This window comes from Streptomyces odontomachi, from assembly GCF_024435355.1.
Classification (GTDB): domain Bacteria; phylum Actinomycetota; class Actinomycetes; order Streptomycetales; family Streptomycetaceae; genus Streptomyces; species Streptomyces odontomachi.
Map to the genome: position 1 here is coordinate 1 of NZ_JAMJWG010000043.1, position 24,610 is coordinate 24,610.

The window sequence follows — 24,610 nt, forward strand, 5'->3', positions numbered from 1 at the left end:
TTTGGTGGGTGGCTGTGGGGCGTTGAGGTGCCGGTTTTGGTGGTGGGGTGGCTGGGAGGTGCCTCCTGGGGTGCGTCGCGTAGTGGCGGCCGTGTCGTGGCTTTTTGCGCAGTTCCCCGCGCCCCTTATGTGGGTGGCCGGGGTGGCTTCGCGTGGTGGGTGGGGCGGGGGCGTGGGGGTATGTACGTGCTCGGTCTGGCGCGTGGCCGGCACCGTTGGGTGATCGGTACTTGCGCACAGATCCTGCGCGCGCACATACCCCCACGCCCCCTTCTCGCCGTCGGCGGCTCTCCCCCCGGGGCACGTCTCCGCGGCCTGGCCTGCTCTGTCGTTGCCGTTGGCGCCTGTGCTGCCAGCGGGTGGTAGTCGCGTACGAGACGGGAGGGGGCGTGGGGGGATGTGCGCGCGCAGGATCCGGACCAAGTGCCGGGATCCTGACGGGCGTACCGAGCGGGCCGGACCGAGCACGTACATCCCCCCGCGCCCCCGCCCCGAGACGAAACACCAGGCGCCTCGGACACACCGGTAAACGCAGTTCCCGAAGACGCACGGTCACCCAAAAGGGGCGCGGGGAACTGCGCGACCGGACACGATGCAACGGTCAGGTCGAAGCGCACCCTATGGGGCACCCCGGGCCGGGCCCCCGCCGGGCAGGCGCCCCTCGCCGGGCAGGCGGGCCGTGCGACTGACAACGGCGCCCGGAGAACGCAGGCGTCGAGGTCGCACGGTCACCCAGAAGGGGGCGCGGGGAACTGCGCGACCGGCCACGACGCGGCCGTCAGGTCGAAGCGCACCCTATGGGGCACCCCGGGCCGGGCCCCCGCCGGGCAGGCGCCCCTCGCCGGGCAGGCGGGCCGTGCGACGGACAACGGCGCACCCGGATCAGCCCGTTGCGAAGCTGACCTCGGCCGTGTCGACGGTCTCCGCGCGGCGTCCCGGGGCGCTCTGGTGCTGCCAGTAGAGGTTGGTGTGCCGGATGACCTGCTCCGGAGCCGGCGCGCCGTACGCGGTGAGGTCATCGGTGGTGTGCGCGTCGCCGACCAGGGTCACGTCGTACCCGCGCACGAAGGCCCCGTGGATCGTGGAGCGGACGCACACGTCGCTGGAGGCGCCCGTGACCACGACCCGCCCCACCGCGCGCTCGGCGAGCAGCGTCTCCAGCTCGGTGTCCTCGAACGAGTCGCCGTAGCACTTGTGGACGACGGGCTCCGCGTCGGCACGGGACAGTTCCGGCACATACCGCCAGCCCTCACTGCCGCGCGCCATGTCCGCGTCGGAGTGCTGCACCCAGATCACCGCCACGTCCTCCGTGCGGGCCCTGTCGACCAGGGTGTTGATGTTCGCGATCACGGCTTCACGGTCGTGGGCCTCGGCCATCACGTCGTTCTGGACGTCTATGACGAGCAGTGCGGTGTTCGGGCGGTCGGGAAGTGTCGTCATGGCAACCTCGGTGATTCGGTGGCTCGGTGTCCGTCTGCGCGACGCGGTGGCCCGGCAGCCCGCGCACCCTCGTCGTAATTCGCACACTAGACCGAATCACTGGCAGTGGCACCTCCTTTCGCGGCATGCCCGCTCCCCAAGTCGTGCTGCTAGCCCGGCCCGTAGGCTGGCCCGCGTGATCCTGCTGAGCGACCCGCGCGTGCACGCCGTCCCCGTGGTCGAGTGCGGTGAGCCGCTGGCGGAGGTCACCGGCGCCCCCGAGCTACGGCTCGACCCGCGTGAGCGGGATCCCGAGGGGGCGTACGGCAGGATGCGCAGCGGTGTGCTGGCGCGGCTGCGACGGGCCGCACGCGAACTGCCGGACGGGATCGTGCCGCTGGTCGTCGAGGGCCACCGGTCCGTCACCGAGCAGGCCCGCCGGTTCGCCGCGTACGAGGACCGGCTGCGCGCGGCCGGCGTCACGGACCCGGTCGAGCGGCACCGCCGCGCCGCCGCCTTCGTCTCGCCGGTCGAGGTGGCCCCGCACTGCGCGGGCGCGGCCGTCGACCTCACGTTGGCCGACGCCACCGGCGCCGAACTGGACATGGGCGGTGCGGTGAACGGCCACCGCGCCGGCTCCGAGGCCACCTGCCCCTTCGACGCCCCCGGCCTCTCCCGCACCGCCCGCCACCACCGCGACCTGCTCGCCCGCGCCCTGCGTTCGGCGGGTTTCGTCAACTACCCCACCGAGTGGTGGCACTGGTCCTACGGCGACCGCTACTGGGCCCTGACGACCGGGGCGGACGGTGCCGTGTACGGGCCGGTGGAGTAGCGTGGCCGCGCCTTGGTCGATGAGGACGGGCGAACGTGGCCCGGTTGCCCGGCAAGGGGCTGGGGGAGGGGGAGCCGACCGATGTGGGACGGACCGTTCTACCGGGTCCAGCGGGACGGCCACCAGATCCTCTTCGTGCCCGGAGAGGGAGCCGACCTCGACGAGGTCGACGACGTCGACATGTGGGTGATCTTCGAGAACGGGGACCGCTGGTCGGGAACGATGTACACGCTGGACGTCGTGCACCGCGACATGGACCGTTGGCGGCAGACCGGCGAATGCCTGGACGGCCGTTACCACGCCGTGTGGGACGGGCTGATCGTCCGTGACAAGGGCATCCCCGGGATGATCGAGGTCGTCGACGAACTCGTGCGGAACGGTGACTACATGAGCGTCTTCCGCGATGTGGGTCCGGAGGAGCCGGACGGGCCGGCGGATCAGGAACGGCCGGCGGATCAGGAAGGGCGGGCAGAGTCGGGCGGCTGACCTGGCACAATCCGCGCATGAGCAGAGACGACAGCGAGAAGGAAGCACTGTCCGGCTTCCTCAAGGCACAACGCGCCGGCGTGCTTGCGATAGTCGACGGCCTCTCCGCCGACGCGTTGACCACCACGCTGCTGCCCTCCGGATGGACACCGCTCGGGCTCGTCGAGCACCTGGGACACGCGGAACGGCACTGGTTCCAGGAGGTGGCGACCGGCGCCGCCGAGCCGCTGGACTGGCCCGCCGACGACCATGCTCCCCTGACGACGCCGAGAGCGCCGGACGTGGTCTTCGCGTTCTACCGCGACCAGTGCCGGCGCTCCGACGCCGTCCTCGCCGCCGCTCCGCTGTCCGCGCCCCCGCGCGGGCGCCACCCGGGGCCGCTCGGTCCCGAGGTCACCGACCTGCGCTGGATCGTCCTCCACATGATCGAGGAGACCGCGCGGCACGCCGGCCACCTCGACATCGTCCGCGAACTGCTCGACGGCCGGACGGGGCTCGCGCCCCGTTGACCAGACGGACCCGACGGACCCGACGGCGGACCCTAGCCGTCCAGCCGGACCGGCATCAGCAGCGAGAACGTGTCCTCCGTGTCGGTGCGGCGGATCGCCAGGGGTGCCGTGGGGGCGCCGACCTCCAGAATCAGCCGGTCCCGGGCTGCGGCGGCCAGGGCGTGCAGCAGGAACTCGCGGTTGACGGCGACGTCGTACCGATCGTCTGTGCCGTCTCCGCAGACCGTCACCCCGCCGTCGGCGGCCACCTGGAGCAGGCTGAGGTCGCAGGACGCGCCGTCCTGCTCACGCGTCTCGCTCGCGCGGACCGGGCCGTTCTCCAGCGCCCGGCGGAACGCGGGAACGTCGACCACGGCACGGCGCCCCGCCGGCAGGCGGACCAGGCGACGGTAGTCGGGGAAGTCGTGGTCGAGACGCTGGCCGGCCGCCTGGCGGTCCCCCGCTTCCAGGGCCACCCGGTCACCGTCGACGGTGAGCTGGACGGACGAGTCGTCGCTCAGCAGCGCCCGCATCGCGTCGGCGAGCGGGGACGCCACGACGGCCTGCACGCGAGGCCCACCGTGGCCGGCGGTACCGGTGCGTGCGACCGCCATCCGGTACCGGTCGGTGGCCACGACACGGAGCTCGTCGCCCTCGAGGTCGAACAGCACACCGCCGAGCATGGGCAGCTCCGGATCGGTACTGGCGGCGAAGCGGACCGCGTCCAGCGCTGCGGCCAGCTCGGATGCGGGGACGGTCGATCGGACGGTGGTGCTGTGCGGTGCGGTCATGGGGTTCTCCCTGCGTTCGAGTAGCGCTCGGATCGTGGAGAACTCGCCGCGGGCCTCGGACAGCCCCTGTTCGAGACGGCGTAGATGCGCCTGGAGCAGCTGCCGGACCAGATCGGTGTCGGCGGCGGACCAGCCGGCCAGTACCAGCCGGATGTCCGGCAGCGGCATACCGGTCCGGCGCAGCCGCGCCAGCAACCGGGACTCCTCGAGCTGCCCCGGGTCGTACCAGCGGTAGCCGCTCACCGGATCCACCCAGGCGGGGACCAGTACGCCGGCACCGTCGTAGAACCGCAGGGCGCTCACGCTCAGTCCACTGTCGCGGGCCATTTCGCCAATACTGCGCATCTCGCTCTCCACACCCGGAACTCTGGGGGCTGCACCAAGTCGAGGGTCAACCACCGGGTGGGAGTCGCAGGTCATCGTCGATTCAACGGGCCCCGGTCCAACGGAGCTTCAGGCTCCGCCCCTGCGCGCGACCCGCCTCGGCCGCCGCGGTCCGGATGCCCGGGTCCAGCGGGTTCGGGCCGATCGCCGTGCGGGACGCCTCGTCGGGCTCGACGACGGCCACCTCGGCGCCGCCTTCGCGCAACTCCTGAAGGGCTTGGGCGAGGGGGACCTCGCTCGGGAAGGCCTGGGCGGTGCCGAGCGGCACGATCACCAGCACCCGGGACGCCCCGGCGGCGTAGTCCGCGTTCTCCGCGGAACGGGCGCCGCCGTCCATGTAGCGGCGGCCGTCGACGGTCGCCGGCGGCCACACCGCCGGCACCGCGCAGCTCGCCGTCACCGCGTCGACCAGGCCGACGCCCGACGCCTTGTCGAAGATCCGCGGCTCGCCGCTCTCCGCGTCCACCGCGACGATCTGCAACGCGCGCTCCGGCCACGCGTGCGACGGCAGCCGTGACTCGATCACCGCGCGCCGCTCCGCCTCCGACACCGTCTCGGTCTCCAGCGCGTACGCGCCGACCGCGCGCCGCAGCTCCTGGAAGGACGGCGTCTTGTGGAGCAACTCGGTCATCTGGGCGCCGAACCGCTCCAGGTCGCCGTCGGCCATGATCTCGGCGGCCTGGAGCTCGGGCACGGTCTGCCGGGCGTACAGCTCCTCCAGGCTCAGCCCGCTGCCCAGTTGGGCCGCGACGGCGGAACCCGCCGAGGTCCCCACGATCAGGTCGGCTCCGGTGACGTCCTGGCCGGTGTCGGCGAGACCCGCCAGCAGTCCGGTGATCCAGGCGATCCCGCCGACGCCCCCGCCGCCCAGTACCAACGCCTCGCTCATGACCGTCCCCTCGCCTGTGCCACCTGTTCCGGGTGCAGGGTACGTCCGGCCACTGACACGGGGGTGGCCCGTGACCCCGTCGCGCCTGCCGAGCGCCGTCAGTGGCCGTGCCGGACCGCGAAGATCATGACGAGCGCGACCAGATGGATGCCGAACAGGAAGTAGGCCAGGTACCACCACATCTGGCGCTCGGTGCGCTTCTCCTCGGCATCGTGCCGTTCGTCGGCGCGCGGCCCGCCCTGCGGGCCGTCGGTGCGCCGCCCGTCACCACCGGACTCCGGGCTGCTCATGGCTCGCGGTGCACCTTCGAGTTCGACGCCTGCGCGCGGGGGCGCACGACGAGCAGGTCGATGTTGACGTGGCTGGGGCGGCTCACCGCCCAGGCGATCGTGTCGGCGACGTCCTCCGCGGTGAGCGGCTGCGCCACGCCCTGGTACACCTTTGCGGCCCGCTCGGCGTCGCCCTTGAAGCGGTTGAGGGCGAACTCGTCCGTCCTGACCATGCCGGGCGCCACCTCTATGACGCGCACCGGGGTGCCGACGATCTCCAGCCGCAGCGTCTCGGTCAGCACCTGCTGGCCGTGCTTCGCGGCGGCATAGCCGGCGCCGCCCTCGTAGGTGCCGCGGCCCGCGGTGGAGGTCAGCACCACGACGGTGCCGTCGCCGCTCGCGGTGAGCGCGGGCAGCAGGGCCTGGGTGACATGCAGGGTGCCGAGCACGTTCGTCTCGTACATCTGCCGCCACTCGGCCGGGTCGGCGCCGGCCACCGGGTCCAGGCCGAGGGCGCCACCCGCGTTGTTGATCAGGATGTCGCAGCGGTCGAGGGAGCGCGCGAAGGTGTCGACGGCGGTCTGGTCGGTGACGTCGAGCGGGTACGCGGAGGCCGACCGGCCCGCCGCGGTGAGCTCGTCGGCGAGTGCCTCGATGCGGTCCTTGCGGCGTGCGGTGAGCACCACGTGGTGGCCGGCGGCGGCCAGGGCCCGCGCGGTGGCGGCACCGATGCCGCTGCTCGCGCCGGTGACGACGGCGGTGCGGAGGGAGGCGGCGGGCGTGTCGGTCATCTCTCGGGCTCCAAGAACGGCGTTGCTACGGCGTCGGGCGGCGGTCGGTGCGAGGGGGCTGCGGGGCCGTCGCCTGTCCGGCCACCGGCCCTTGCCCAAGGATAGGTCGGGGCCCTGGAGGCCCGGCCCGGCGGGATCGGTGGGCCACGCCGTTGCGCTCGAAGGGAGGGGCGGGAGCCCGGTGGTGTGCGGGCGGACAGGATTGACGGGCGCCATAGATAACCGCTATCTATGGCATCAAGGAGGGAGGCGGCCTGTGCAGGACGTGGTGCTGGCGATGCTCGCCAAGGAGCCTGCGCACGGCTATGACCTGCGCGAACGACTGCGCCAGGGGCTCGGGCCACTGGGGCGGTCACTGAACGCCGGGCAGATCTACGTGACGCTCGCGCGGCTGGAGAAGTCCGGTCTCGTGACGTGGGAACGCGCCGCGGGACAGGCGGAGCGGCCGGAGCGCAAGGTGTACGCGCTGACGGCGGCCGGACAGGCGCGGGTGATCGAGTGGCTGGGCGAGGTGGACTGGCCGAAGCCGGACCTGACCGAGTTCCACCTGAAGCTGGTGGCCGCCGCCGCGGGCGGCCTCGCCGATCCGCGCGAGCTGGTGGACGCGCAGCGGCGGGAGCTGATGCGCCGGTTGGGGGAGGCACAGCGCGCGGCGCTGGCCGAGCCGCCCGCCTCGGACGCCGGGCTCCTGCTGGAGGGCATCACCCTCCGGCTCCAGGCGGATCTGCGCTGGCTGGACGCATGCGAACGGACCTGGTCCGCGCGCGAGAGGAAAAACTGACGGTTGATGAGCGTTCCGACGATGAGCGTGCCGCCCGACGGGTATGCGCTGCGCACCCATGACCTGTCGAAACTGCACGGTGAACGAGGCGGCCTGGTGCGCGCGGTCGACGGTGTGGACCTGGCGGTGCCGGTCGGCCAGACGCTGGCGGTGATGGGCCCCAGCGGCTGCGGGAAGTCCACGCTGCTGCACCTGCTGGGCGGCCTGGACCGGCCGACGGACGGCGAGGTGTGGCTCGCCGGCCGGCGCATCGACACGCTGGGCGAGCGGGCGCTGGCCCGGCTGCGCCGCCGTGCGATCGGCTTCGTCTTCCAGGCCTACCACCTGGTGGACGAGCTGTCCGCGGCGGAGAACGTGCAGTTGCCCGCCCTGCTGGCCGGTCGACCGGTGCGCGCCGCCCGCCGCCGAGCGGCGGAGCTGCTGGAACAGGTCGGCCTCGCCGACCGGGCGCGGTCCCTGCCCGCCCGGCTGTCCGGCGGGCAGCGCCAGCGGGTCGCGATCGCCCGTGCGCTGGTCAACGAGCCGCTGGTGGTGCTGGCCGACGAGCCCACCGGAAACCTGGACAGCGCCTCGACGCTGGAGGTGCTGCGGCTGTTCGAGGAGCTCCGCCACGCCGGCCAGACCCTGGTGCTCGTCACGCACGACGAGCGGGTGGCGGCGACGGCCGATCGGCTGATCTCGATGCGCGACGGCATGTTCGTCAGCGACACGCCGTTGACCCGGGGCACCGGGCGGCTGGACGCGCTGCTGGGGTGGGACGGCTAGGACGATGGGTGCAGTACTTCTGGTGTGCCGCCTGGTGGTGCGGGACCTGCGTCGGCGGCCCGCCGAGGCCGCACTGTTCCTGCTCGCGATCACCGCGGCGACGGCGACCCTGGCGCTGGGGCTCGCCGCGGGTCAGATGACCGACATCCTCTACGACAAGACCCGGGCGGCCACCGCGGGCCCGGACGTGGTCGTGGTCACGGCGAACTCGACTGCGCAGACCCGGGCCGATCTCGCCCGGGTGGCGGACGGGCCCCATGTGACCGGGCACAGCGGCCCCTACACCGTCTTCGACACGACCCTGCGGGCGCACGGGCACACCCTGAAGACCGTCGTCGAGGCACGCGGGGTGAACCGGCCGAGGATCGAGCACCCGCAGGTGACCTCGGGCAGCTGGCTACGGCCCGGCGGCGCGGTGCTCGAACGCGGCTTCGCCGACGTGCTCGGCATCCACGTCGGGGAACGGGTCAGCGTGCACGGGCACTCCTATCCGGTCGTCGGCCTCGCCGTGACGGCCGGCGACATCGTCTTCCCCTGGCAGGGCCTGCTGGCCAACGGCGGAGGGGGCCCGGAGGAGCACCAGAGGGGCCTGGTCTGGCTCACCCCGACCGACGCCCGGGCCGCCGCCGACGGCCAGTCGGCCATCGGGTACGTGATGAACCTCAGGCTCGACGACCCCGAGCGCGCCGTGGGCTACGGCGACTACTACCGGGGCGTGGACGACGCACCCGTCCTGGCCAACTTCCAGAACTGGCACTTCATCAGGTTCCAGGACTCGGTCCTGGTACGGGACACCATGCCGGCGCTGGTCATCGGCAGCTGGCTGCTCGCCGCCGCCGCAGTCGTCGGCCTCGCGGGTCTTGTCACCGGCCGTGCGGCACAGCAGACCCGACGGGTCGGGGTGCTCAAGGCCGTCGGCGCCACGCCCGGTCTCGTCGCCGTCGTGCTGCTCATCGAGCATCTGCTGCTCGCCGCCCTGGCGGCCGCGCTCGGCCTGCTGATCGGCACGCTCGTCGCCCCCGTACTCGCCGACCCCAGCGCAGGGCTGCTGGGCGGGACGATCCCGCCCTCCCCCGACGCGATCACCGGGGTGATCGTGCTGGCCGTCGTGGTGCCGCTGTTCGCCGTGTTCGGCCCCACCGTGCGTGCGGCCACCACCAGCACCGTGCGGGCGCTGGCCGACACCCCCCGGGAGGCGCAGGGCCGCGCCCCGCTCACCGCGCTCTCCGCCCACCTGCCCACGTCGCTGCTGCTCGGCGTGCGGCTGATCACGCGCCGGCCGCGGCGTGCCGTGCTGGTCGCCGTGAGCACGGCCACGGTCAGCGTGATGGTCTCCGCGATGGTCGTCCTCGAGCACCAGACCGTGCGGAGATACGACTTCGGGAGCACCACCCTGAACAACGTGCACGACGCCCAGACGACCCAGGTGATGTTCGGCATCTGCGTCACGCTCGGCCTGCTGGCGGCCGTCAACACGATGGTGCTGACCTGGAGCGTCGGGCTCGACGCCCGGCATCCGCTGGCCATCGCCCGCACCCTCGGCGCCACCCCGGGCCAGATCACCGCCGGCCTGTGCGTCGCCCAGGTGCTGCCCGCGTTGCCCGGCGTCATCGTCGGCAGCCCGATCGGGCTCCTGCTGTACCTCGTGTTCAGCCCGCCCTCGACGACCATGCCGTCCACCGGGTCCCTGCTCACCGCGCTGCTCGCGATCCTGCTCGGCACCGCGGCGTTCGCCGCCGTCCCCGCCTGGCTCCACACCCGCCGCCCCGCGACCGACGTCCTCAGCGCCGAGACCGCCTGAACGCACGCCGGCCCCGCACGCCGGCGGCGCCATGCCAGGTGCCAGGCTTCCGCCATGCCGGTCATCCGCTCCGTCCTGCTCTTCCTCGTCGCCGCGCTGTTCGAGATCGGCGGCGCCTGGCTGGTCTGGCAAGGGGTGCGCGAACACCGTGGTCTGCTGTGGGCGGGGGCGGGCGTGGTGGCGCTCGGAGCGTACGGCTTCGTGGCGACCTTCCAGCCGGACGCCCAGTTCGGCCGGGTGCTCGCGGCGTACGGCGGGGTCTTCGTGGCGGGTTCGCTGGTGTGGGGCGTCATCGCCGACGGGTACCGTCCCGACCGGTGGGATGTGATCGGCGCGCTGATCTGCCTCGCCGGCATGTCCGTGATCATGTACGGGCCGCGGGGGCACTGAGCACCGTCAGGGCCGGTGCCCCGGCGGGACCGGTAGCTTCTCTGCGGTGACCTTGACGGAGAAGCAGGGCCTCGCGTCGATGACCGACGGGGCGCAGGTGCGCTGGGTGGCGCTGGGGGACACGACTCGGCCGTTGCCCGTGGTCATGCTGCACGGCGGTCCGGGCCTGCCGGACTACCTGGGCGAGGTGGCCCCGATGGTTGCGGACCTGGCGCCCGTGTACCGCTACGACCAGCGTGGCACGGGCCGGTCCCCGTGGCGGGGCCGGCACACGCTGGCCCGGCACGTCGACGAAACTCCAGGAGCTGCCGCACCGCACGGAGGAGCAGGAGGTCGAGCTGCTCACGCTGGCCTGGTTCACCGACCACGCCGACCCTGAAAGCGGGTGGCGCTGGGCCGCGCAGGGCGCCCGGCGACGTCGCCCGGTCAACTGGGCCATGAACGGCGAACTCGGCCGGGAAGGACGTGCCGACCCGCTCGACGCGCGCCTGGACGAGCTGCGCGCGTGCCTGCCCGCACGGGCGGAGCTCCTCGGCGGGTGCGACGACCCGCGCCCGCTGCCGGCACTCGCGTCACTCGCGCACCGGCTCGCCCTGCCGCTGGCGCGTATCGAGGGCGCCGGGCACGAGCCCTGGTTGGAGCAGCCCGCCGCCGTCCGTGCGCACCTTCGGCGATTCGTGCGGCGCGCGGTGGCCGCGTAAGGCTTCGCTCAGCGCACTGGCTGACGAACTCGGGTCAGGGGAGCGACGAGGGCTGAGGGGAGCGATGAGTTCGGGCGGCGGATCGGGTCTGAACCGTATGACGCAGATCATCGCTGACATCTCGCTCTCCCTCGACGGCTTCGTCACCGGGCCCGACCCCGGCCCGGACAACGGTCTGGGCACCGGCGGTGCGGCCCTGCACACCTGGGCGTTCTCCAAGGACCCCGAGGACCGCCGGGTGCTGCGTGAGGCGACCGCGCGCTCGGGCGCCGTCGTCCTCGGCCGCCGGCTCTTCGACCTGGTCGACGGGCCGAACGGCTGGGACGACGAGACCGGCTACGGAGCCGGCGAGGTCGGCAGGCCCGCGTTCGTCGTGGTGACGAGCGCGCCGCCCACGACGGTGCGGCTCACCGACCTCGACTGGACGTTCGTCACCACCGGTCTGCCCGACGCCGTCACCACCGCGCGCGAGCGTGCCGAGGCGGCGGCTTCGGACCGCGGCAAGGACCTCGACGTCGTCCTCATGGGCGGCGGCGCCACGATCGGCTCGGCGTTCGACGCGGGGCTGGTCGACGTGCTGACGCTGCACCTCGCGCCCGTCGTGCTGGGCGCCGGGACGGCCCTGTTCACCGGCGGGGCGCCGCGCGGCCTGCGGCAGCGGAGCGTGACCGTGACGTCGACCGCGACGCACCTGACCTACGACGTGCTGTGACGGGCGGATGGGCGGGTGACCCACCGGCGAGACGGCGAGCCGGCCCGGCCCGGGAGGCCGAAGGGCCCGGCCAAGCTGCGGGGATTGGGCGCCGGATCGCCGGGTACACGCGGCCCACGCAGGGTGCCGCGCACCCTTGCACCGACGTGCGCGACTTCGCGGCAGCGAGGTCCTCTTGCCACAGAAGGGATCACCCCACGGTGAGTGCCACCCCGCAGGCCAACCTCCCGATCTACGCCCGACTGGTCGAGGAGCGCGGCGACGTGCCCGCCGACGCCAGGCAGACCGCAGAGGAGACCTGGCGCAGGGTCAGCGCGGTGATGAACTTCGGCCTTGCGCGACAGAGGGAGGAGCCGGGGCGGAGGCGAGCACGGTAGCCCGCCCCTGCGGGAGCCCCCACGCCCTCACTGCCGTGCGTACGCCGTCGGCGGCACCCCCACCGTCGACGTGAAGTCGCGGACGAGATGGGCCTGGTCGGCGTAGCCGAGGTCGGCGGCCAGGGCCGCCCAGTCGACGTCACGCTCGGTCTCCGCGTGCTCCAGCGCCTCGTGGATGCGGTACCGCAGGATGATCCACTTCGGGCCCACGCCCACGTACCCGGCGAACAGCCGTTGCAGGGACCGCACCGACATCCCGTGCTCGGCGGCGAGGGCGTCGACGCGGCGGATGGCGCGGTCGGTGCGGATGCGGTCGGCGAGGGCCATCGCGAGGTCGGCCGCCGGGTCGGGCGCGGGTTCGAGGCCCAGCAGGAAGGCGTCGAGCGCCGCCACCCGCGCGTCCTCGTCGTCCGGTGCGAGGATCGCCCCGGCCTGACCCTCCTGGCCGGGGAACACCTCGTCGAGCGCAAGGTGCCGCCCGGTCCACCGGGAAACCGGGGAGTCGGGCGCGAAGGGCCGGAAGCCACCGGGCCGGAACTGCACCCCGCACACCCGTCCGCGCCCCTGGAGCTTCTTGGCGAACAGGTCGAGGCCGATCCCCGCGACCTCGCCGAACGGCTCCTGGTCCGGGTAGCGCTGGAAGACGACGTTCACCGACGGATGCGGCACGACGTGCGAGGCGTACGGCTCCGGCAGGTCCCAGTCGATCAGCCAGTAGTGCTCCAGGTACGGGCGCAGCGCCGGGGCGGGCTCGCGGCGGCGGAAGTCCACGCGCGAGAAGAGGCCGGGAGCGTCGACGATGCCTCGAGTGTCACGGCGTGGTGCTGCCATACGGCGATCGTATGCCGGGCGGGATCCGTGCGCCGGGGACGATGTCGCCTTTCATGTCGCCTTTCTTCAAGGCATCCGAGGCGCGATCCGTTACGTTCGTACACATGAACGATAAGGCAGTCGACAGCGCAGGACAGAACGACAGCACAGGACAGCAGGCAGGGCAGGACGCGGCGGCGCCGGACGCGGTGGCCGCGCTGCGGGACGCCGGCGGCACGGGCGCCGCGCAACAGCCCATGGGCGAGCTGTTGCGGCTGGCCGCGGACGAGGCCCTCCCGGTCGTCCGGGCCATCCGGGACGACCAGCTCGCAGCGCCCACGCCGTGCGCCGAGTACGACGTGCGGACCCTGGTGAACCATCTCTTCCACGTGCTCGTCCAGTTCCGGAAGCTGGCCGCCAGGCAGAACGACCAGTTCGGCACCCCGCCCGACTACGTGGGCCAGGGCGACGACTGGCGGGAGCGGTTCGCGAAGGCCGCCGACGACCTGGTGGCGGCCTGGTCCGAGCCGGGCGTCGAGGAGGGCACCACCGGATCGATGAACCTGCCCGCCAGGGTCGTCGCCTCCATGGCGCTGACCGACGTCACCGTGCACGCCTGGGACCTGGCACGCGCCACCGGCCAGGGGTACCAGCCGGCCGGCCGGGCCGTGGACGTGCTGCGGTACTTGCAGGAACTCTTCGTCGACATGGTGCCGACCGGCCGCAAGATGGGCGCCTTCGGCGAACCCTTCCCGCTCCCGGAGGGCGCCGCCGCGGCCGGTCTCACCGAGTTCGACCGCCTGCTCGCGGAGATCGGCCGCAACCCGGACTGGACGCCGCCGGGCGCGTAGGACACCGCCGGGAAAGGGGACTTGGGGCGCCGCACGTCCGGCTAGGACGCCGCCCGGCGCAGCCGCCGCCGCGCTTGCCGGGCGTGGCGGCCGGCCGCGGTCAGGATCCGGGCGCGGGCGCGTTCCCAACTCCGGCGGTGCCGGCTGGAGCGCAGCTCGGCGAAGAGGAGTTCGTAGCGTGCCACCACCGGGCCCGGGTCGAACCTCCGAGCGCTCTCCAGCGCGGCGCGGCCCATCGCCCGCCGCCCGGGGGTGTCCCGGATGACGTCCAGCAGGGCGTCGGCGAGCGCCGGCGCGTCGTCCACCGGCACCAGCCGGCCGTCCACGCCGTCCGTCACGATCTCGGCGGGCCCGAGCGGGCAGTCGGTGCTGACCACCGGCACCCCGCAGCGCATCGCCTCCACCAGCGTCATCCCGAACGACTCCGCGTCCGAGGCGCTGACCACCACCGACGCCTTCGCGAACTCCGGCTCGATGGGCGCGCGCGGCCCCATCAGGGCGGCCCGCCCGCCGAGCCCCAGCGCGTCGATGGTCTTCTCCAGCCGCTCGTGCTGCGCCCCGCCGCCGTAGATCCGCAGGGACCAGTCCGGCTCCTTGGGAGCGACCCGCGCGAACGCCTCCAGCAGCAGATCGAAGCGTTTGCCGCGGGCCAGCCGGCCGGCCGCCGCGATCACCGGGGCCGTGCCGTCGGACGGCGGGCAGGACGGCACGGGCACGATGTTCGGCACGCACGTCACCTGCACCCCGGGCAGCGACATCCGGGTCCGGTAGGCGGCGGCGTCCGCGCGGGTGGTGGTGACCAGCGCGTCCAACGTGCGGTAGTGCCGGGCCAGGACGCGGCGCAGCGCCTTGTCGTGCGCGTCGTGCCGCAGGTGCTCCTGCGCGATGCGCAGCGCATGCCGTGGCCCGTGCAGCGCCAGGTACACGTTGATCCCCGGCCGGGTCCCGATGACCACGTCGGCGTCCTGCCCCGCGTCCGCCAGGTACTGCTGCACGCGCAGGTCCACGAGCCGGCTGTACTGCCGGTGCCGCCGGTCCTCGACGGGGAAGTCACGCGCCGGCGCCGAGAACGCCGCCACCCGCCGGTCCGCGCTGTCCTCGCGGATGTCCACCAGCGGGACGAGGGCGATACGCGGGTCCACGGCGAACCGCGGCTCGGCGCGGTGCCGCATCATCGACACGAGCGTGACGTCGTGCCGCTCGGCGAGTGCGGCGGCGAGGTTGAGCGTGGTGCGTACCGTGCCGCCGATCGCATACGCGTTGTGCAGCAGGAACACGATCTTCATGGATGCCCCTTCGGCCTTCTCCGGCCCTTTGCCGTCTCGGTGCGCGGTGGGCCGCTCGACACCGGCTAACGGCACGATGGCCGAGAGCGACCTGGGCCGTTCGTACGACTCCCCGCCCCGGGTGACAGCGGCGCGTAATCCCACCCACAGGGGTGATGGCGCAGGGGGTGGGTTGACGCGCCGGGCCGGGCGTCACCACCCGGTGTGCAGCAGGTGGTTGAGGAGCAGCGCGAGCACCGCCTGGGCGGTGAGCCAGGCGCGCGGGCGGGGCAGGAACGCGCCGGCGGGGAGCAGCCACAGCGCGAACGGCAGCCAGATGCGCTCCGTCTCCGCCTTGCTCATGCCGGACAGGTCGGCGACCAGCACGGCGAGCAGGGCCGCGGCCACCAGGAGGGCCAGCCGGGCCTCGGCCGCCGGGCCGCCGGGGCGGGTGAGGACGTCACCCCGGCGCCGGACGAGCACGGCGCCGGCGCGCCGCAGACCCGCCGCCGTCGCCAGGCCCGTGATGAGCACCGTGCAGGCGGGGTTGGCCCAGATCCAGTAACCGTAGGGGCGCACGCCGCCCGCGCCCTGGTCGTAACGGGTGGCCAGCAGGCGGTACGCCGCCCACCAGTCGAATCCGGCGAGCGTGAACGCGGTGGGGACCACGGCGAGTCCGGCCAGCAGGGGCAGCACCAGGGACGGACGGGCCCGGACGCCGTGCCGGCCGAGCACCAGCACCGCCGCGCCGATCACCGCGACGAGCGTGAGCCCGTAACTGAGATAGCAGGTCAGTCCGAACAGCAGCCCGGCCGCCCCGGCCGCCGCGTACGAGCCCCTGGTGACCGCCAGCGCCCAGCACGCCACCGTCCACGCCGCCACAGCCGCGAAGTACCCGTCGGCGGACGTGCCCATCCACACCGCGGCCGGGGCCAGCACCAGAAAGGGCGCCGCCCGGCGTGCCAGGCGCTCGTCGGCCAGTGCACGGAGCGCGACCAGCACCGCCACGCAGCCCGTCGCGCCGACCGTGATGCACCACACCCCGGCCCAGCCCCCGCCGTGCAGCCCGACCCGGTCGAGCAGCACGAAGGTGAGGGTGGCCGCCGGCGGATGGCCGGCGGTGTGGGCGGGCCAGTAGAAGTCGGGGGAGCCGATCAGGATGTGCCGGGTGAAGTCCTGCAAGGTGCCGTGGATGTCGTGGAACCGGTCGATGACCTGGAGGTACTCGTAGCGGCTGGTGAGCCGGCCGGCGATGCCGCGCTGCCAGCCGTCGATCAGGGCGAGGGAGAGGACCCAGGCCATGGCCGTGCCCCAGGCCAGCACCAGCAGGGCACGCCAGGGCAGGCGGACCGCGAGACCGGGACCGTAGGCCACCGTGGCGACCGCCAGGACCAGGGCTGCAGGGGTGCCGGGCCCCAGATGGGGTCCCCAGAAAGCCAGCAGCGGGGGCCAGTCGACGAACAGGGTGTGGCGGGTGCCCTCGATGTGTCGGCCGACCAGCACGGCCGCCACCACGAGCAGCGCCGCGGCCCCCGCGGCGTACAGATCGCGGCGCCGGCCGCGGGAGACGTCGGGGCGCCGGGCCAGGGCCCGGGTGTCGTCGGAAGGCAGGGTGCGCGTCACACCGAAGACGCTAGGCCGGGTGGTGGGGCCGGGCCGTGATCCGGGCCGGACGTCAGCGTTTCGTCATCGGTTCCGGACCCGTTCACGGGGTGCGGCGGGCCTACCGTCAGGGCATGCGAGACGACCCCCGGCTGCCCTCGTCGCCCGGCTTCTGGCGCAGCCCGCTGCGCGGCCCCTGGTTCACCTCGGTACTCGGCCTCGTGCTGCTCGTCGGCATCACCGTGCTCTTCGTGACGGGCCTCGTGTCGTACGCCGCCTACAACCCAGACCTGTCACCGGTGAACGACCAGACCCCCGGCAAGGGGATCCTCGGGTTCTACCTCTTCGACTGGCCGACCCACCCGCACTGGCTGTACCGGCTCACCCAGGGCGTCCACGTCACCCTCGGCATCACCCTGGTCCCGATCCTGCTGGCCAAGCTGTGGTCGGTCGTGCCGAAGCTCTTCGAGCTGCCGCCGGCCCGCTCGTTCACGCACGCGCTGGAGCGGATCTCCCTGCTGCTCCTGGTCGGCGGCGTGCTGTTCGAGTTCGTGACCGGCATCCTCAACGTCCAGCTCGACTACGTCTTCCCCGGCTCCTTCTACCCGCTGCACTTCTACGGGGCATGGGTGTTCTTCGCCGCCTTCGTGGTGCACGTCGCGCTCAGGGCGCCGGCGGCCGTGCGGAACGTGCGGGCCCGGCGGGGAGAGCAGGTGGGGGAGGGCGCGGAGCTGGTCTCCCCGCGCCCGGATCCACCGACCTTCTCCCGGCGCGGTGCGCTGGGGTTCGTCGGGGGCGGCGCGCTGCTGCTGCTCCTGACGACGGTGGGGCAGAGCTTCGACGGGCTGCTGCGCCGCACGGCCCTGCTGGCACCGCACGGCGGCGGCGACCCCGAAAGCCCTCCCGGCAGTGGGGGAGGCTTCCAGATCAACAAGACCGCCGCGTACGCCGGGATCAGAACCGGCGAGACGCGCACGGACGCCTGGCGGCTCGTCGTCACCGGACGCGGCGGCACGGTGCGGCTCACCCGTGCCGACCTGCTCCGACTGCCGCTGCACGACGCGGCGTTGCCGATCGCCTGCGTCGAGGGCTGGTCGACGTCCGACCAGCGGTGGCGCGGGGTGCGGCTGCGTGACCTCGCCGCGCTCGTCGGACACGCGGACGACCCGCCCGACGTGTTCGTCGAGTCGCTCCAGCGGCACGGCGCCTTCCGCCACGCGGCCCTGCGCGCCAACCAGGTGGCGGACCCGCGTTCGCTGCTCGCCCTGTACGTGAACGGCGCGGAACTGTCCCCCGACCACGGCTACCCGGCACGCGTGATCGTGCCCGCCGCGCCCGGCGTGCTGAACACCAAGTGGGTGGCCCGACTGACGTTCGGAGACCTGTGATGAGGCATGTGACGGGGCGCGTGCGGGGGCTTGTGAGGGGACGTGTGACGTGGCGTCGGATTCCGCTCGGCAGCCCGTTCCAGCTGGCGTTGCTGGCCTGCTCCTTCGCGCTCGCCGGCTACGCGGGGGTGCGGCTGCTGGCGGGCGACTGGCTCGGGGTGACGCTGTGGTTCGTGGCGGCGGCGGTCCTGCACGACCTGGTGCTGCTGCCGCTGTACGCGGCCGTGGACCGGGCGGTGGCACGGGGGCTCGACGCGGCGGGGCGCCGGGCGTGGACGGGGTACCTGCGCGTGCCGGCCGCGCTCTCCTGCCTGCTGCTGCTCGTGTGGTTCCCGCTGATCAGCGGCAGGACCGAGCGGCGTTACCGGTTGGCGACGGGGCTGTCGCCGGACGGCTTCCTGGTCCGCTGGCTGCTGATCACCGCGGTCCTCTTCGGCGGCTCGGCGCTGCTGCTGGCGGTGCGGCTGCGCAGGGCCGCGAAGCGCCGGCCGCCGGCCGTCCACTGATCGACCTTCGCCCAGCCGTGCGCGTACCGCAGCAGGGCCGGTGTCCCCAGCCGTGCCCAAGGGAAGGGGGAGCCGCCCGCGTGGCCGTCGGCGATGCCGACCACCCGCACGCGGGCGCGCTCGTCGACGTCCACCGGGGCGGTCTCGACGATCAGCAGGCCGTCCGGGGCGAGCAGCCGGGCGACCCGGTCCAGCAGGGCGCGCGGGTCGCCGCCGATGCCGATGTTGCCGTCCATGAGGAGGACGGTGCCCCAGCGGGCCTCGCCGGGGAGCGCCTCGAAGACCGAGCGCCGCAGGGCCTGCCCGCCGAGCCGCCGGGTGCGCGCGACGGCGGTCTCGCTGACGTCGATGCCGAGCGCGGTCCGGCCGCGCGCGGCAAGCTCGGCGACCAGCCGACCCGGTCCGCAGCCCACGTCCAGCACGGCGCCCTCGCACCGGTCCAGCACCGTCAGGTCGACCCGGTCGGCCCGGGCGCACCAGCGTTCCACCTCCAGCGGCAGCAGCCAGCCGTCGTCCCGGCGCAGGAACAGCGGCCCTCGCCCGGTGCGCAGCGCGTCGGCGTAGGAGTCGGCCGCCGCCCAGGCAGGCACCGTCGTGCTCATCGCCCCGCCACCGTGGTGCACCAGGCCAACCGGGCGGCGAACCCGCCGTGCGGGGCCAGTGCGGCCACCGCGTGGGCGTCGTCCACGGTGTCGACGTCCCGCAGCCGGGGCAGCTCGCGCACCCGCAGCCCGGCGGCGACCAGCCGCTCCCGCTGCACGGCGCCCGTCACCGGCGTCGACATGGGCACCCCCCGCAGCAGCGCGGGATCGTGCTCGGCAAGACCGAGGGCCCAGAACCCGCCGTCCTCGGCCGCGCCGAAGTAGGCGTCGCAGTCCGCGAAGTCGACGGTGAGCAGCTCGGGCGTGACCTGCGGGGTGTCCATGCCGATGAGCAGGGCGGGTCCGCCGGCGTGCGCGAACGCGTCCGCCAGCCGCTCGTCGAGACCGCCGGCGCACTGCGGTACGACGTCGAAGCCGGGCGGCAGCCAGGGCCCCGGCGCTCCGTCGAGGACGAGGATCCGGCGCGCCGCCGGGGTGGCCGCCACGGTGCGCAGGGTGTCGGCGAGGGCCGCCGCTGCCAGCTCCGCCGCCTCGTCGGGGGTGAACGGCGGCGTCAGCCGGGTCTTGACCCGCCCGGGCCGCGGCTCCTTGGCGATGACGAGCAACGTGGTCACCGCGCGGCCCTCCCCGCCGCCGGGGCCTCGGCCAGCACCCGGCTCATGTCCCGGACCGCCTGCCAGGTGCCCCGCCAGGTGCCGGTCACCTTGGACGCGCCGGTGCGCGGCAGGTACGGCACGTCGTGCTCGGTGATGCGCCAGCCGGCGTCGGCGGCGCGCACCACCATCTGCAACGGGTAACCACTGCGCCGGTCGGTCAGGTCCAGCGCGAGCAGCGCCTCGCGGCGTGCGGCGCGCAGCGGCCCGAGGTCGTGCACGCGCAGCCCGGTGCGGCGCCGCAGCATCAGCGCCAGCGCGAGGTTCCCGGCCCGGGCGTGCGCGGGCCAGGCGCCCCGGCCGCGCGGGCGCCGCCGGCCGAGCACCAGGTCGGCGCCGCCGGCGCGTACCTCGCGCACGAACGGGATCAGCAGCGCGGGGTCGAGGGAGGCGTCACAGTCGCAGAAGCAGACGACGTCGGCGGTGGCGGCGCTCAGCCCGGCGTGGCAGGCGGCGCCGAAACCCCGGCGCTGCTCGTGCACGACGGTGGCGCCGAGTCCGCGGGCGACCTCCGCCGACCCGTCGGTGGAACCGTTGTCGACGACGACGGCGCGCCAGCCGGACGGGATCCGAGCGAGCACCCAGGGCAGGGCCTCGGCCTCGTTCAGGCAGGGCAGCACGACGTCGACGTCGTGTCGTGGGGGTGGTGAGGTGGTCACGGCTTTCACCCTACGGACGCGAATCGGGCGATTCGGACTTCCGTTCCTTACGAAACGCGGACGTCGAGCGCCCGGCGGCACCCAGGGCCCGCACCGCCCGGGGACGGGGTGCAGGCTGGGGGGATGCAGCAACTCAGCGAAGGCACGGCGGCGGAAGCGGCCGGCCGGCCCACCCGGGTCCTGGTCGTCGACGACGATCCGACCGTCGCGGAGGTCGTCGCCGGCTACCTGCACCGGGCCGGTCATGTCGTCGACCGCGCCGGCGACGGCCCGGCGGCCCTCACCAGCGCCGCCGCTTCCTGGCCCGACCTGGTGGTGCTCGACCTGATGCTGCCCGGCATGGACGGCCTCGAGGTCTGCCGCCGGCTGCGGGCGCACGGCTCGGTGCCGGTCATCATGCTCACCGCGCGCGGCGACGAGGACGACCGCATCCTCGGCCTGACGGTCGGCGCCGACGACTACGTCACCAAGCCCTTCAGCCCGCGTGAGCTGGTCCTCCGGGTGGAGTCGGTACTGCGCCGCACCCGCGCCCAGGCGCACGAAACCGCACGGACCGGGGAGGCGTCCACCGCCCCCACCGCCTTCGCCACCCGCCCCGTGAGCGCGGCCGGCCTGACCGTGGACCCCGTGGCCCGGCGCGCCACCAAGAACCGCGACCAGCTCGCCCTCACCCTGCGCGAGTTCGACCTGCTCTCCTTCTTCCTCCAGCACCCGGGGCGTGCCTACAGCCGCGAGGACCTGATGCGGGACGTGTGGGGCTGGGACTTCGGCGACCACTCCACCGTGACGGTCCACGTCCGCCGGCTGCGCGGCAAGATCGAGGACGATCCGGCCCGGCCCCGGCTGATCCAGACGGTGTGGGGCGTCGGCTACCGCTTCGACCCGGCCGACGGCTCCGGCCCGGACAACGGTTCCGGCCCGGACAACGGTTCCGGCCCGGACGGCGGATCCGAACCGGCTGACGGCGCCGAAGGCCGAGGAGGTGCCGACCATGCGTGACATGGTCCTCATCGCCCTGTACGCCTTCGCGGGCGCCGCGACGACCGGCCTGGTCGGAGTGGGTGTCCTGCGGCTCATCCGGCGGCGTTCGCTCACCGCCTCGCTCGGTGTGGTGTCGGCGGTCGGCGTGCTGGCGATGCTCGCTGGCACCCTCGCCGTGGCCTGGGCGATGTTCCTGTCGCCGCACGACCTGAGCGTGGTCACGACCGTCGTCGCCATGGCGGCCGTGGTCTCCCTGGCCACGGCGCTGCTGCTGGGCCGCTGGGTGGTGGCACGCAGCCATGAACTGACCGTCGCCGCACGCTCGTTCGGCGACGACGGCGGCTTCACGGCACCGTCCGAACCCGCCACCGCCGAGCTGGCCGAACTCAGCCGTGAACTGGCCGCCACCAGCGCCCGGCTGGCCGAGTCCCGGAAACGGGAGGAGGCGCTGGAGACCTCCCGGCGCGAACTCGTCGCCTGGATCTCCCACGACCTGCGCACCCCCCTGGCCGGCCTGCGCGCGATGGCGGAGGCCCTGGAGGACGGGGTGGCGGCCGACCCCGACCGCTACTTCAAGCAGATCCGTACCGAGGTCGAGCGCCTCAACGGGATGGTGGGCGACCTCTTCGAACTCTCCCGCATCCACGCCGGCACCCTCCCGCTGACCCCCTCCCGCATATCCCTGTACGACCTGGTCGGGGATGCCGTCGCGGGCGCCGACCCGCTCGCTCGCGAGCACGGCGTGCGGCTCGTCGGGGACCACGTCGAACCGGTACCGGTCGAGGTGGACAGCAGGGAAATGACCAGGGTCCTGGGAAACCTGCTGGTCAACGCGATCCGCCGGACTCCTGCGGACGGCACCGTCGTCGTCTCGGCCCAGCGCTCGTCCGACGCAGTGACCCTGTCGGTGTCGGACGGCTGCGGCGGCATCCCCGAGGCGGACCTGGCGCGCGTCTTCGACACCGGCTGGCGCGGCACCGACGCCCGCACACCCCCGGCCGGCGCGGGCCTGGGCCTCGCCATCGTCCGAGGCATCGTGGAGGCGCACCGGGGACGGGCCACCGTACGCAACATCCCCGGCGGTTGCCGCTTCGAGGTGACCCTGCCGCTGGCCTGCTAGGGACGCGGCTCCGTCCGGCCGCTTCCAGAACTGCGCCCCGCCCCGCCGGGAGGCGCCGTACCGGGAGTTCACCCCTCCCGCAGGCCGGCGCGCGCGAACTCCCGGATGCCGTCCTCGAACGCCACCTCCGGCTTCCACCCCAGCGCCGCCCCCAGCCGGGAGGAGTCCGCGGTGATGTGCCGGACGTCCCCCAGCCGGTACTCGCCGGTGATGACGGGTTCGGGCCCGCCGCACGCGTCGGCCAGCGCGCGGGCCATCTGGCCGACCGTGCGGGGCTCGCCGCTGCCGGTGTTGTAGGCCGCGACGACGCCCGGGGCCGCCTGCGCCTCCAGCGCGGCGACGTTGGCCGCGGCCACGTCCCGTACGTGCACGAAGTCCCTTCGCTGCCGGCCGTCCTCGGTCACCCGCGGGGCCTCGCCCCGGGCGAGCGCCGAGCGGAAGAAGGAGGCGACCCCGGCGTACGGGGTGTCACGCGGCATCCGGGGCCCGTACACGTTGTGGTAGCGCAGCGACACCGCCGACCCGCCGGTGCTACGGGCCCAGGCGGCGGCCAGGTGCTCCTGGGCCAGCTTGGTCGTCGCGTACACGTTCCGCGGATCGATCGGGGCGTCCTCGCCCACCAGCCCCGGCGCGAGTTCCTCCCCGCAGGTCGGGCACATCGGCTCGAACCGGCCGGCCGCCAGATCGGCGACCGCGCGCGGCCCCGGCCGCACCACCCCGTGCCGCGGGCACGCGTAGCGTCCCTCGCCGTAGACCACCATCGACCCGGCCAGCACGAGGTGCCGGACGCCGGCCTCGGCCATGGCGGAGACCAGTACGGCGGTGCCGAGGTCGTTGTGCGAGACGTACCGGGCGGCGTCGACGACCCCGTTGCCGAGCCCGACCGTCGCGGCCTGGTGGCACACGGCGTCGACACCGGCCAGCGCGCGCCCGACGGCTTCCGGGTCGCGCACGTCGTCGCCCGGGTCGTCCCGCACGTCGAAGACGACCCCTTCATGTCCGCGCTCCGCCAGCGCCTCCACCACATGGGACCCGATGAACCCGGCACCGCCGGTGACCAGTACACGCATACCGCCACGCTAGGTCCGCGACCGCGGCGGGCCGCGTGATCCGCCGGGCATGTCACTACTCCGTAAGGGGTGGGACGTGCCGGAGCCGGGGACGCGGCCGTCGCCACCGGGCAGGTTCGTCAGGACGGACCGGGTGGATCAAGCAGGCCGAACAGGTCGAACAGGGAGGACGCTCGTGCAACACAGGACGCTCGGCCGGCAGGGCCTGGAGGTCTCGGCGATCGGCTACGGCGCGATGGGCATCTCGATGTTCTACGGCCCCGGCGACGAGCAGCAGGGCACCGCCGCCATCCGGCGCGCCCACGACCTCGGCGTCACGTTCTTCGACACCGCAGAGCTGTACGGCTGGGGCGAGAACGAGAAGGTCGTCGGCCGCGCGGTCGCCGGGTTCCGCGACGAGATCGTGATCGCGACCAAGTTCGGCTTCACCCGCGACTACGGGACGGACAGCCGCCCCGAGCACATCCGCGAGGTCGTCGACAACAGCCTGCACCACCTCGGCATCGAGACCATCGACGTCCTGTACCAGCACCGCGTCGACCCGGACGTGCCCATCGAGGACGTCGCCGGCACCGTCAGGGAACTGATCGCCGCCGGCAAGGTGAAGTACTTCGGGCTCAGCGAGGCCGGGCCGCAGACCATCCGCAAGGCCCATGCCGTGCAGCCGGTCTCCGTCCTCCAGACCGAGTACTCGCTCTTCGAACGGGACGTCGAGCGACTCTTCCCCACCCTGGACGAACTCGGCATCGGCTTCGTCGCCTACTCACCGCTCGGCCGCGGGTTCATCACCGGTACGGCCAAGCCCGCCGGCCAGTACGACCCCGGCGACATGCGCAACGCCGACCCCCGCTGGCAGCCCGGCAACTTCGAGAGGAACGTCCAAGCGGTCGACCAGCTCGCGCAGCTGGCCGCGGGCAAGGGCACCACCGTCTCCCAGCTCGCCCTGGCCTGGCTGCTCACCCGGGGCGAGCACGTCGTGCCGATCCCCGGCACCCGCAGCCCGGAGCGCGTGGCGGAGAACTCGGCCGCCGCCGACCTCACCCTCGACGAGGCCGACCTCACCGCCATCCACGACATCCTGCCCACCGGCGGCTTCGGCGCCCGCTACGCCGAGAGCGCGATGCCCAGCTGGAAGTGAACCGCGCATTACCAGCACTGCTGTACGAATTCCTTTCCGCGAACCACAGGATCCGGCCAGCACGCCGCCGTCGCACATTATTTCGGTCA

Annotated in this window: 27 protein-coding genes; 15 read left to right on the forward strand and 12 right to left on the reverse strand. The window is 73.7% G+C overall.

The annotated features are described in order from the left end of the window. Nucleotides 1-882: 882 nt before the first annotated feature. Complete coding sequence (locus NQO67_RS41710; RefSeq protein ID WP_255955826.1) at nt 883-1,440, reverse strand: isochorismatase family protein; 558 nt, start codon at nt 1,438-1,440, stop codon at nt 883-885. A 175-nt stretch (nt 1,441-1,615) separates the two neighbouring features. Here NQO67_RS41710 and NQO67_RS41715 point away from each other — a divergent pair, with 175 nt between their 5' ends. The 3 genes from NQO67_RS41715 (at nt 1,616) to NQO67_RS41725 (ending at nt 3,246) form a co-directional block, all read left to right on the forward strand. Continuing rightward, nucleotides 1,616-2,251 carry a M15 family metallopeptidase gene (locus NQO67_RS41715; RefSeq protein ID WP_308295751.1) on the forward strand — a complete coding sequence of 212 codons (636 nt, stop codon included), beginning with the start codon at nt 1,616-1,618 and terminating at the stop codon, nt 2,249-2,251. Nucleotides 2,252-2,332: 81 nt separating this feature from the next. After that, complete coding sequence (locus NQO67_RS41720) at nt 2,333-2,737, forward strand: hypothetical protein (protein ID WP_255955827.1); 405 nt, start codon at nt 2,333-2,335, stop codon at nt 2,735-2,737. 17 nt (nt 2,738-2,754) lie between these two features. After that, nucleotides 2,755-3,246, forward strand: coding sequence for a DinB family protein (locus tag NQO67_RS41725; protein WP_255955828.1), 492 nt, complete (start codon nt 2,755-2,757; stop codon nt 3,244-3,246). Between the two features lie 32 nt (nt 3,247-3,278). Here the strand turns inward: NQO67_RS41725 and NQO67_RS41730 are convergent, their stop codons facing one another. The 4 genes from NQO67_RS41730 to NQO67_RS41745 all read right to left on the reverse strand — a co-directional run bounded on the left by NQO67_RS41730 (nt 3,279) and on the right by NQO67_RS41745 (nt 6,349). Beyond that, nucleotides 3,279-4,361, reverse strand: coding sequence for a DNA polymerase III subunit beta family protein (locus NQO67_RS41730; protein WP_255955829.1), 1,083 nt, complete (start codon nt 4,359-4,361; stop codon nt 3,279-3,281). Between the two features lie 82 nt (nt 4,362-4,443). Then, complete coding sequence (locus NQO67_RS41735) at nt 4,444-5,289, reverse strand: patatin-like phospholipase family protein (protein WP_255955831.1); 846 nt, start codon at nt 5,287-5,289, stop codon at nt 4,444-4,446. Nucleotides 5,290-5,387: 98 nt separating this feature from the next. Next, the gene (locus tag NQO67_RS41740) at nt 5,388-5,579 is read right to left on the reverse strand and encodes a hypothetical protein (protein WP_255955832.1); all 192 of its coding nucleotides are present in this window, start codon (nt 5,577-5,579) and stop codon (nt 5,388-5,390) included. Then, a complete protein-coding gene (locus NQO67_RS41745; RefSeq protein WP_255955834.1) occupies nt 5,576-6,349 on the reverse strand; it encodes an SDR family NAD(P)-dependent oxidoreductase in 774 nt (257 codons plus the stop codon). The genes NQO67_RS41740 and NQO67_RS41745 overlap by 4 nt, the downstream gene beginning before the upstream one ends. A gap of 256 nt (nt 6,350-6,605) precedes the next feature. Here NQO67_RS41745 and NQO67_RS41750 point away from each other — a divergent pair, with 256 nt between their 5' ends. From NQO67_RS41750 to NQO67_RS41780, 7 genes are all read left to right on the forward strand, one after another. Then, nucleotides 6,606-7,130, forward strand: coding sequence for a PadR family transcriptional regulator (locus tag NQO67_RS41750; protein WP_255955835.1), 525 nt, complete (start codon nt 6,606-6,608; stop codon nt 7,128-7,130). Nucleotides 7,131-7,136: 6 nt separating this feature from the next. Further along, complete coding sequence (locus NQO67_RS41755) at nt 7,137-7,895, forward strand: ABC transporter ATP-binding protein (protein ID WP_255955836.1); 759 nt, start codon at nt 7,137-7,139, stop codon at nt 7,893-7,895. A gap of 4 nt (nt 7,896-7,899) precedes the next feature. After that, entirely contained in the window at nt 7,900-9,696 is a 1,797-nt protein-coding gene (locus NQO67_RS41760; RefSeq protein WP_255955837.1) for an FtsX-like permease family protein, read from the forward strand. Nucleotides 9,697-9,750: 54 nt separating this feature from the next. Further along, complete coding sequence (locus tag NQO67_RS41765; RefSeq protein WP_255955838.1) at nt 9,751-10,086, forward strand: YnfA family protein; 336 nt, start codon at nt 9,751-9,753, stop codon at nt 10,084-10,086. A 236-nt stretch (nt 10,087-10,322) separates the two neighbouring features. Continuing rightward, nucleotides 10,323-10,787, forward strand: coding sequence for a hypothetical protein (locus NQO67_RS41770; protein WP_255955839.1), 465 nt, complete (start codon nt 10,323-10,325; stop codon nt 10,785-10,787). 97 nt (nt 10,788-10,884) lie between these two features. Continuing rightward, nucleotides 10,885-11,499 (forward strand): dihydrofolate reductase family protein, encoded by a 615-nt coding sequence (locus NQO67_RS41775; protein WP_255955840.1) that lies wholly within the window; start codon nt 10,885-10,887, stop codon nt 11,497-11,499. A gap of 200 nt (nt 11,500-11,699) precedes the next feature. Beyond that, the gene (locus tag NQO67_RS41780) at nt 11,700-11,876 is read left to right on the forward strand and encodes a hypothetical protein (RefSeq protein WP_255955841.1); all 177 of its coding nucleotides are present in this window, start codon (nt 11,700-11,702) and stop codon (nt 11,874-11,876) included. A 27-nt stretch (nt 11,877-11,903) separates the two neighbouring features. On the opposite strand, the gene NQO67_RS41785 is transcribed toward NQO67_RS41780, so the two are convergent. Continuing rightward, nucleotides 11,904-12,707 (reverse strand): AraC family transcriptional regulator, encoded by an 804-nt coding sequence (locus NQO67_RS41785; RefSeq protein ID WP_255955842.1) that lies wholly within the window; start codon nt 12,705-12,707, stop codon nt 11,904-11,906. 104 nt (nt 12,708-12,811) lie between these two features. On the opposite strand from NQO67_RS41785, the gene NQO67_RS41790 reads away from it, so the two are divergent. Next, entirely contained in the window at nt 12,812-13,537 is a 726-nt protein-coding gene (locus NQO67_RS41790) for a TIGR03086 family metal-binding protein (RefSeq protein ID WP_255955843.1), read from the forward strand. Nucleotides 13,538-13,578: 41 nt separating this feature from the next. On the opposite strand, the gene NQO67_RS41795 is transcribed toward NQO67_RS41790, so the two are convergent. Beyond that, nucleotides 13,579-14,823 (reverse strand): glycosyltransferase family 4 protein, encoded by a 1,245-nt coding sequence (locus NQO67_RS41795; protein ID WP_255955844.1) that lies wholly within the window; start codon nt 14,821-14,823, stop codon nt 13,579-13,581. A 192-nt stretch (nt 14,824-15,015) separates the two neighbouring features. After that, nucleotides 15,016-16,389 carry a hypothetical protein gene (locus NQO67_RS41800; RefSeq protein ID WP_255955860.1) on the reverse strand — a complete coding sequence of 458 codons (1,374 nt, stop codon included), beginning with the start codon at nt 16,387-16,389 and terminating at the stop codon, nt 15,016-15,018. 149 nt (nt 16,390-16,538) lie between these two features. On the opposite strand from NQO67_RS41800, the gene NQO67_RS41805 reads away from it, so the two are divergent. Next, nucleotides 16,539-17,792 carry a molybdopterin-dependent oxidoreductase gene (locus tag NQO67_RS41805; RefSeq protein ID WP_255955845.1) on the forward strand — a complete coding sequence of 418 codons (1,254 nt, stop codon included), beginning with the start codon at nt 16,539-16,541 and terminating at the stop codon, nt 17,790-17,792. Between the two features lie 361 nt (nt 17,793-18,153). Here NQO67_RS41805 and NQO67_RS44490 read toward each other — a convergent pair whose 3' ends face one another. The 3 genes from NQO67_RS44490 to NQO67_RS41825 are packed head-to-tail and all read right to left on the reverse strand — an operon-like array spanning nt 18,154 to nt 20,221. Beyond that, nucleotides 18,154-18,900: a class I SAM-dependent methyltransferase gene (locus NQO67_RS44490; protein ID WP_308295752.1), complete on the reverse strand. Its 747-nt coding sequence runs from the start codon at nt 18,898-18,900 to the stop codon at nt 18,154-18,156. Further along, nucleotides 18,897-19,514, reverse strand: coding sequence for a TIGR04282 family arsenosugar biosynthesis glycosyltransferase (locus NQO67_RS41820; RefSeq protein WP_255955847.1), 618 nt, complete (start codon nt 19,512-19,514; stop codon nt 18,897-18,899). Before NQO67_RS41820 ends, NQO67_RS44490 begins: the two co-directional genes overlap by 4 nt. Next, entirely contained in the window at nt 19,511-20,221 is a 711-nt protein-coding gene (locus NQO67_RS41825; protein WP_255955848.1) for a glycosyltransferase family 2 protein, read from the reverse strand. Before NQO67_RS41825 ends, NQO67_RS41820 begins: the two co-directional genes overlap by 4 nt. Nucleotides 20,222-20,335: 114 nt before the next feature. On the opposite strand from NQO67_RS41825, the gene NQO67_RS41830 reads away from it, so the two are divergent. Together NQO67_RS41830 and NQO67_RS41835 are read left to right on the forward strand one after the other, a co-directional pair. Then, on the forward strand, nt 20,336-21,211 hold the full coding sequence (locus tag NQO67_RS41830; RefSeq protein WP_255955849.1) for a response regulator transcription factor: 876 nt from the start codon (nt 20,336-20,338) through the stop codon (nt 21,209-21,211). Beyond that, a complete protein-coding gene (locus NQO67_RS41835; RefSeq protein ID WP_255955850.1) occupies nt 21,204-22,313 on the forward strand; it encodes a sensor histidine kinase in 1,110 nt (369 codons plus the stop codon). The genes NQO67_RS41830 and NQO67_RS41835 overlap by 8 nt, the downstream gene beginning before the upstream one ends. A gap of 68 nt (nt 22,314-22,381) precedes the next feature. On the opposite strand, the gene NQO67_RS41840 is transcribed toward NQO67_RS41835, so the two are convergent. After that, entirely contained in the window at nt 22,382-23,383 is a 1,002-nt protein-coding gene (locus tag NQO67_RS41840; RefSeq protein WP_255955852.1) for an NAD-dependent epimerase/dehydratase family protein, read from the reverse strand. Between the two features lie 175 nt (nt 23,384-23,558). Here NQO67_RS41840 and NQO67_RS41845 point away from each other — a divergent pair, with 175 nt between their 5' ends. Next, the gene (locus NQO67_RS41845) at nt 23,559-24,521 is read left to right on the forward strand and encodes an aldo/keto reductase (protein ID WP_255955853.1); all 963 of its coding nucleotides are present in this window, start codon (nt 23,559-23,561) and stop codon (nt 24,519-24,521) included. Nucleotides 24,522-24,610: the final 89 nt, after the last annotated feature.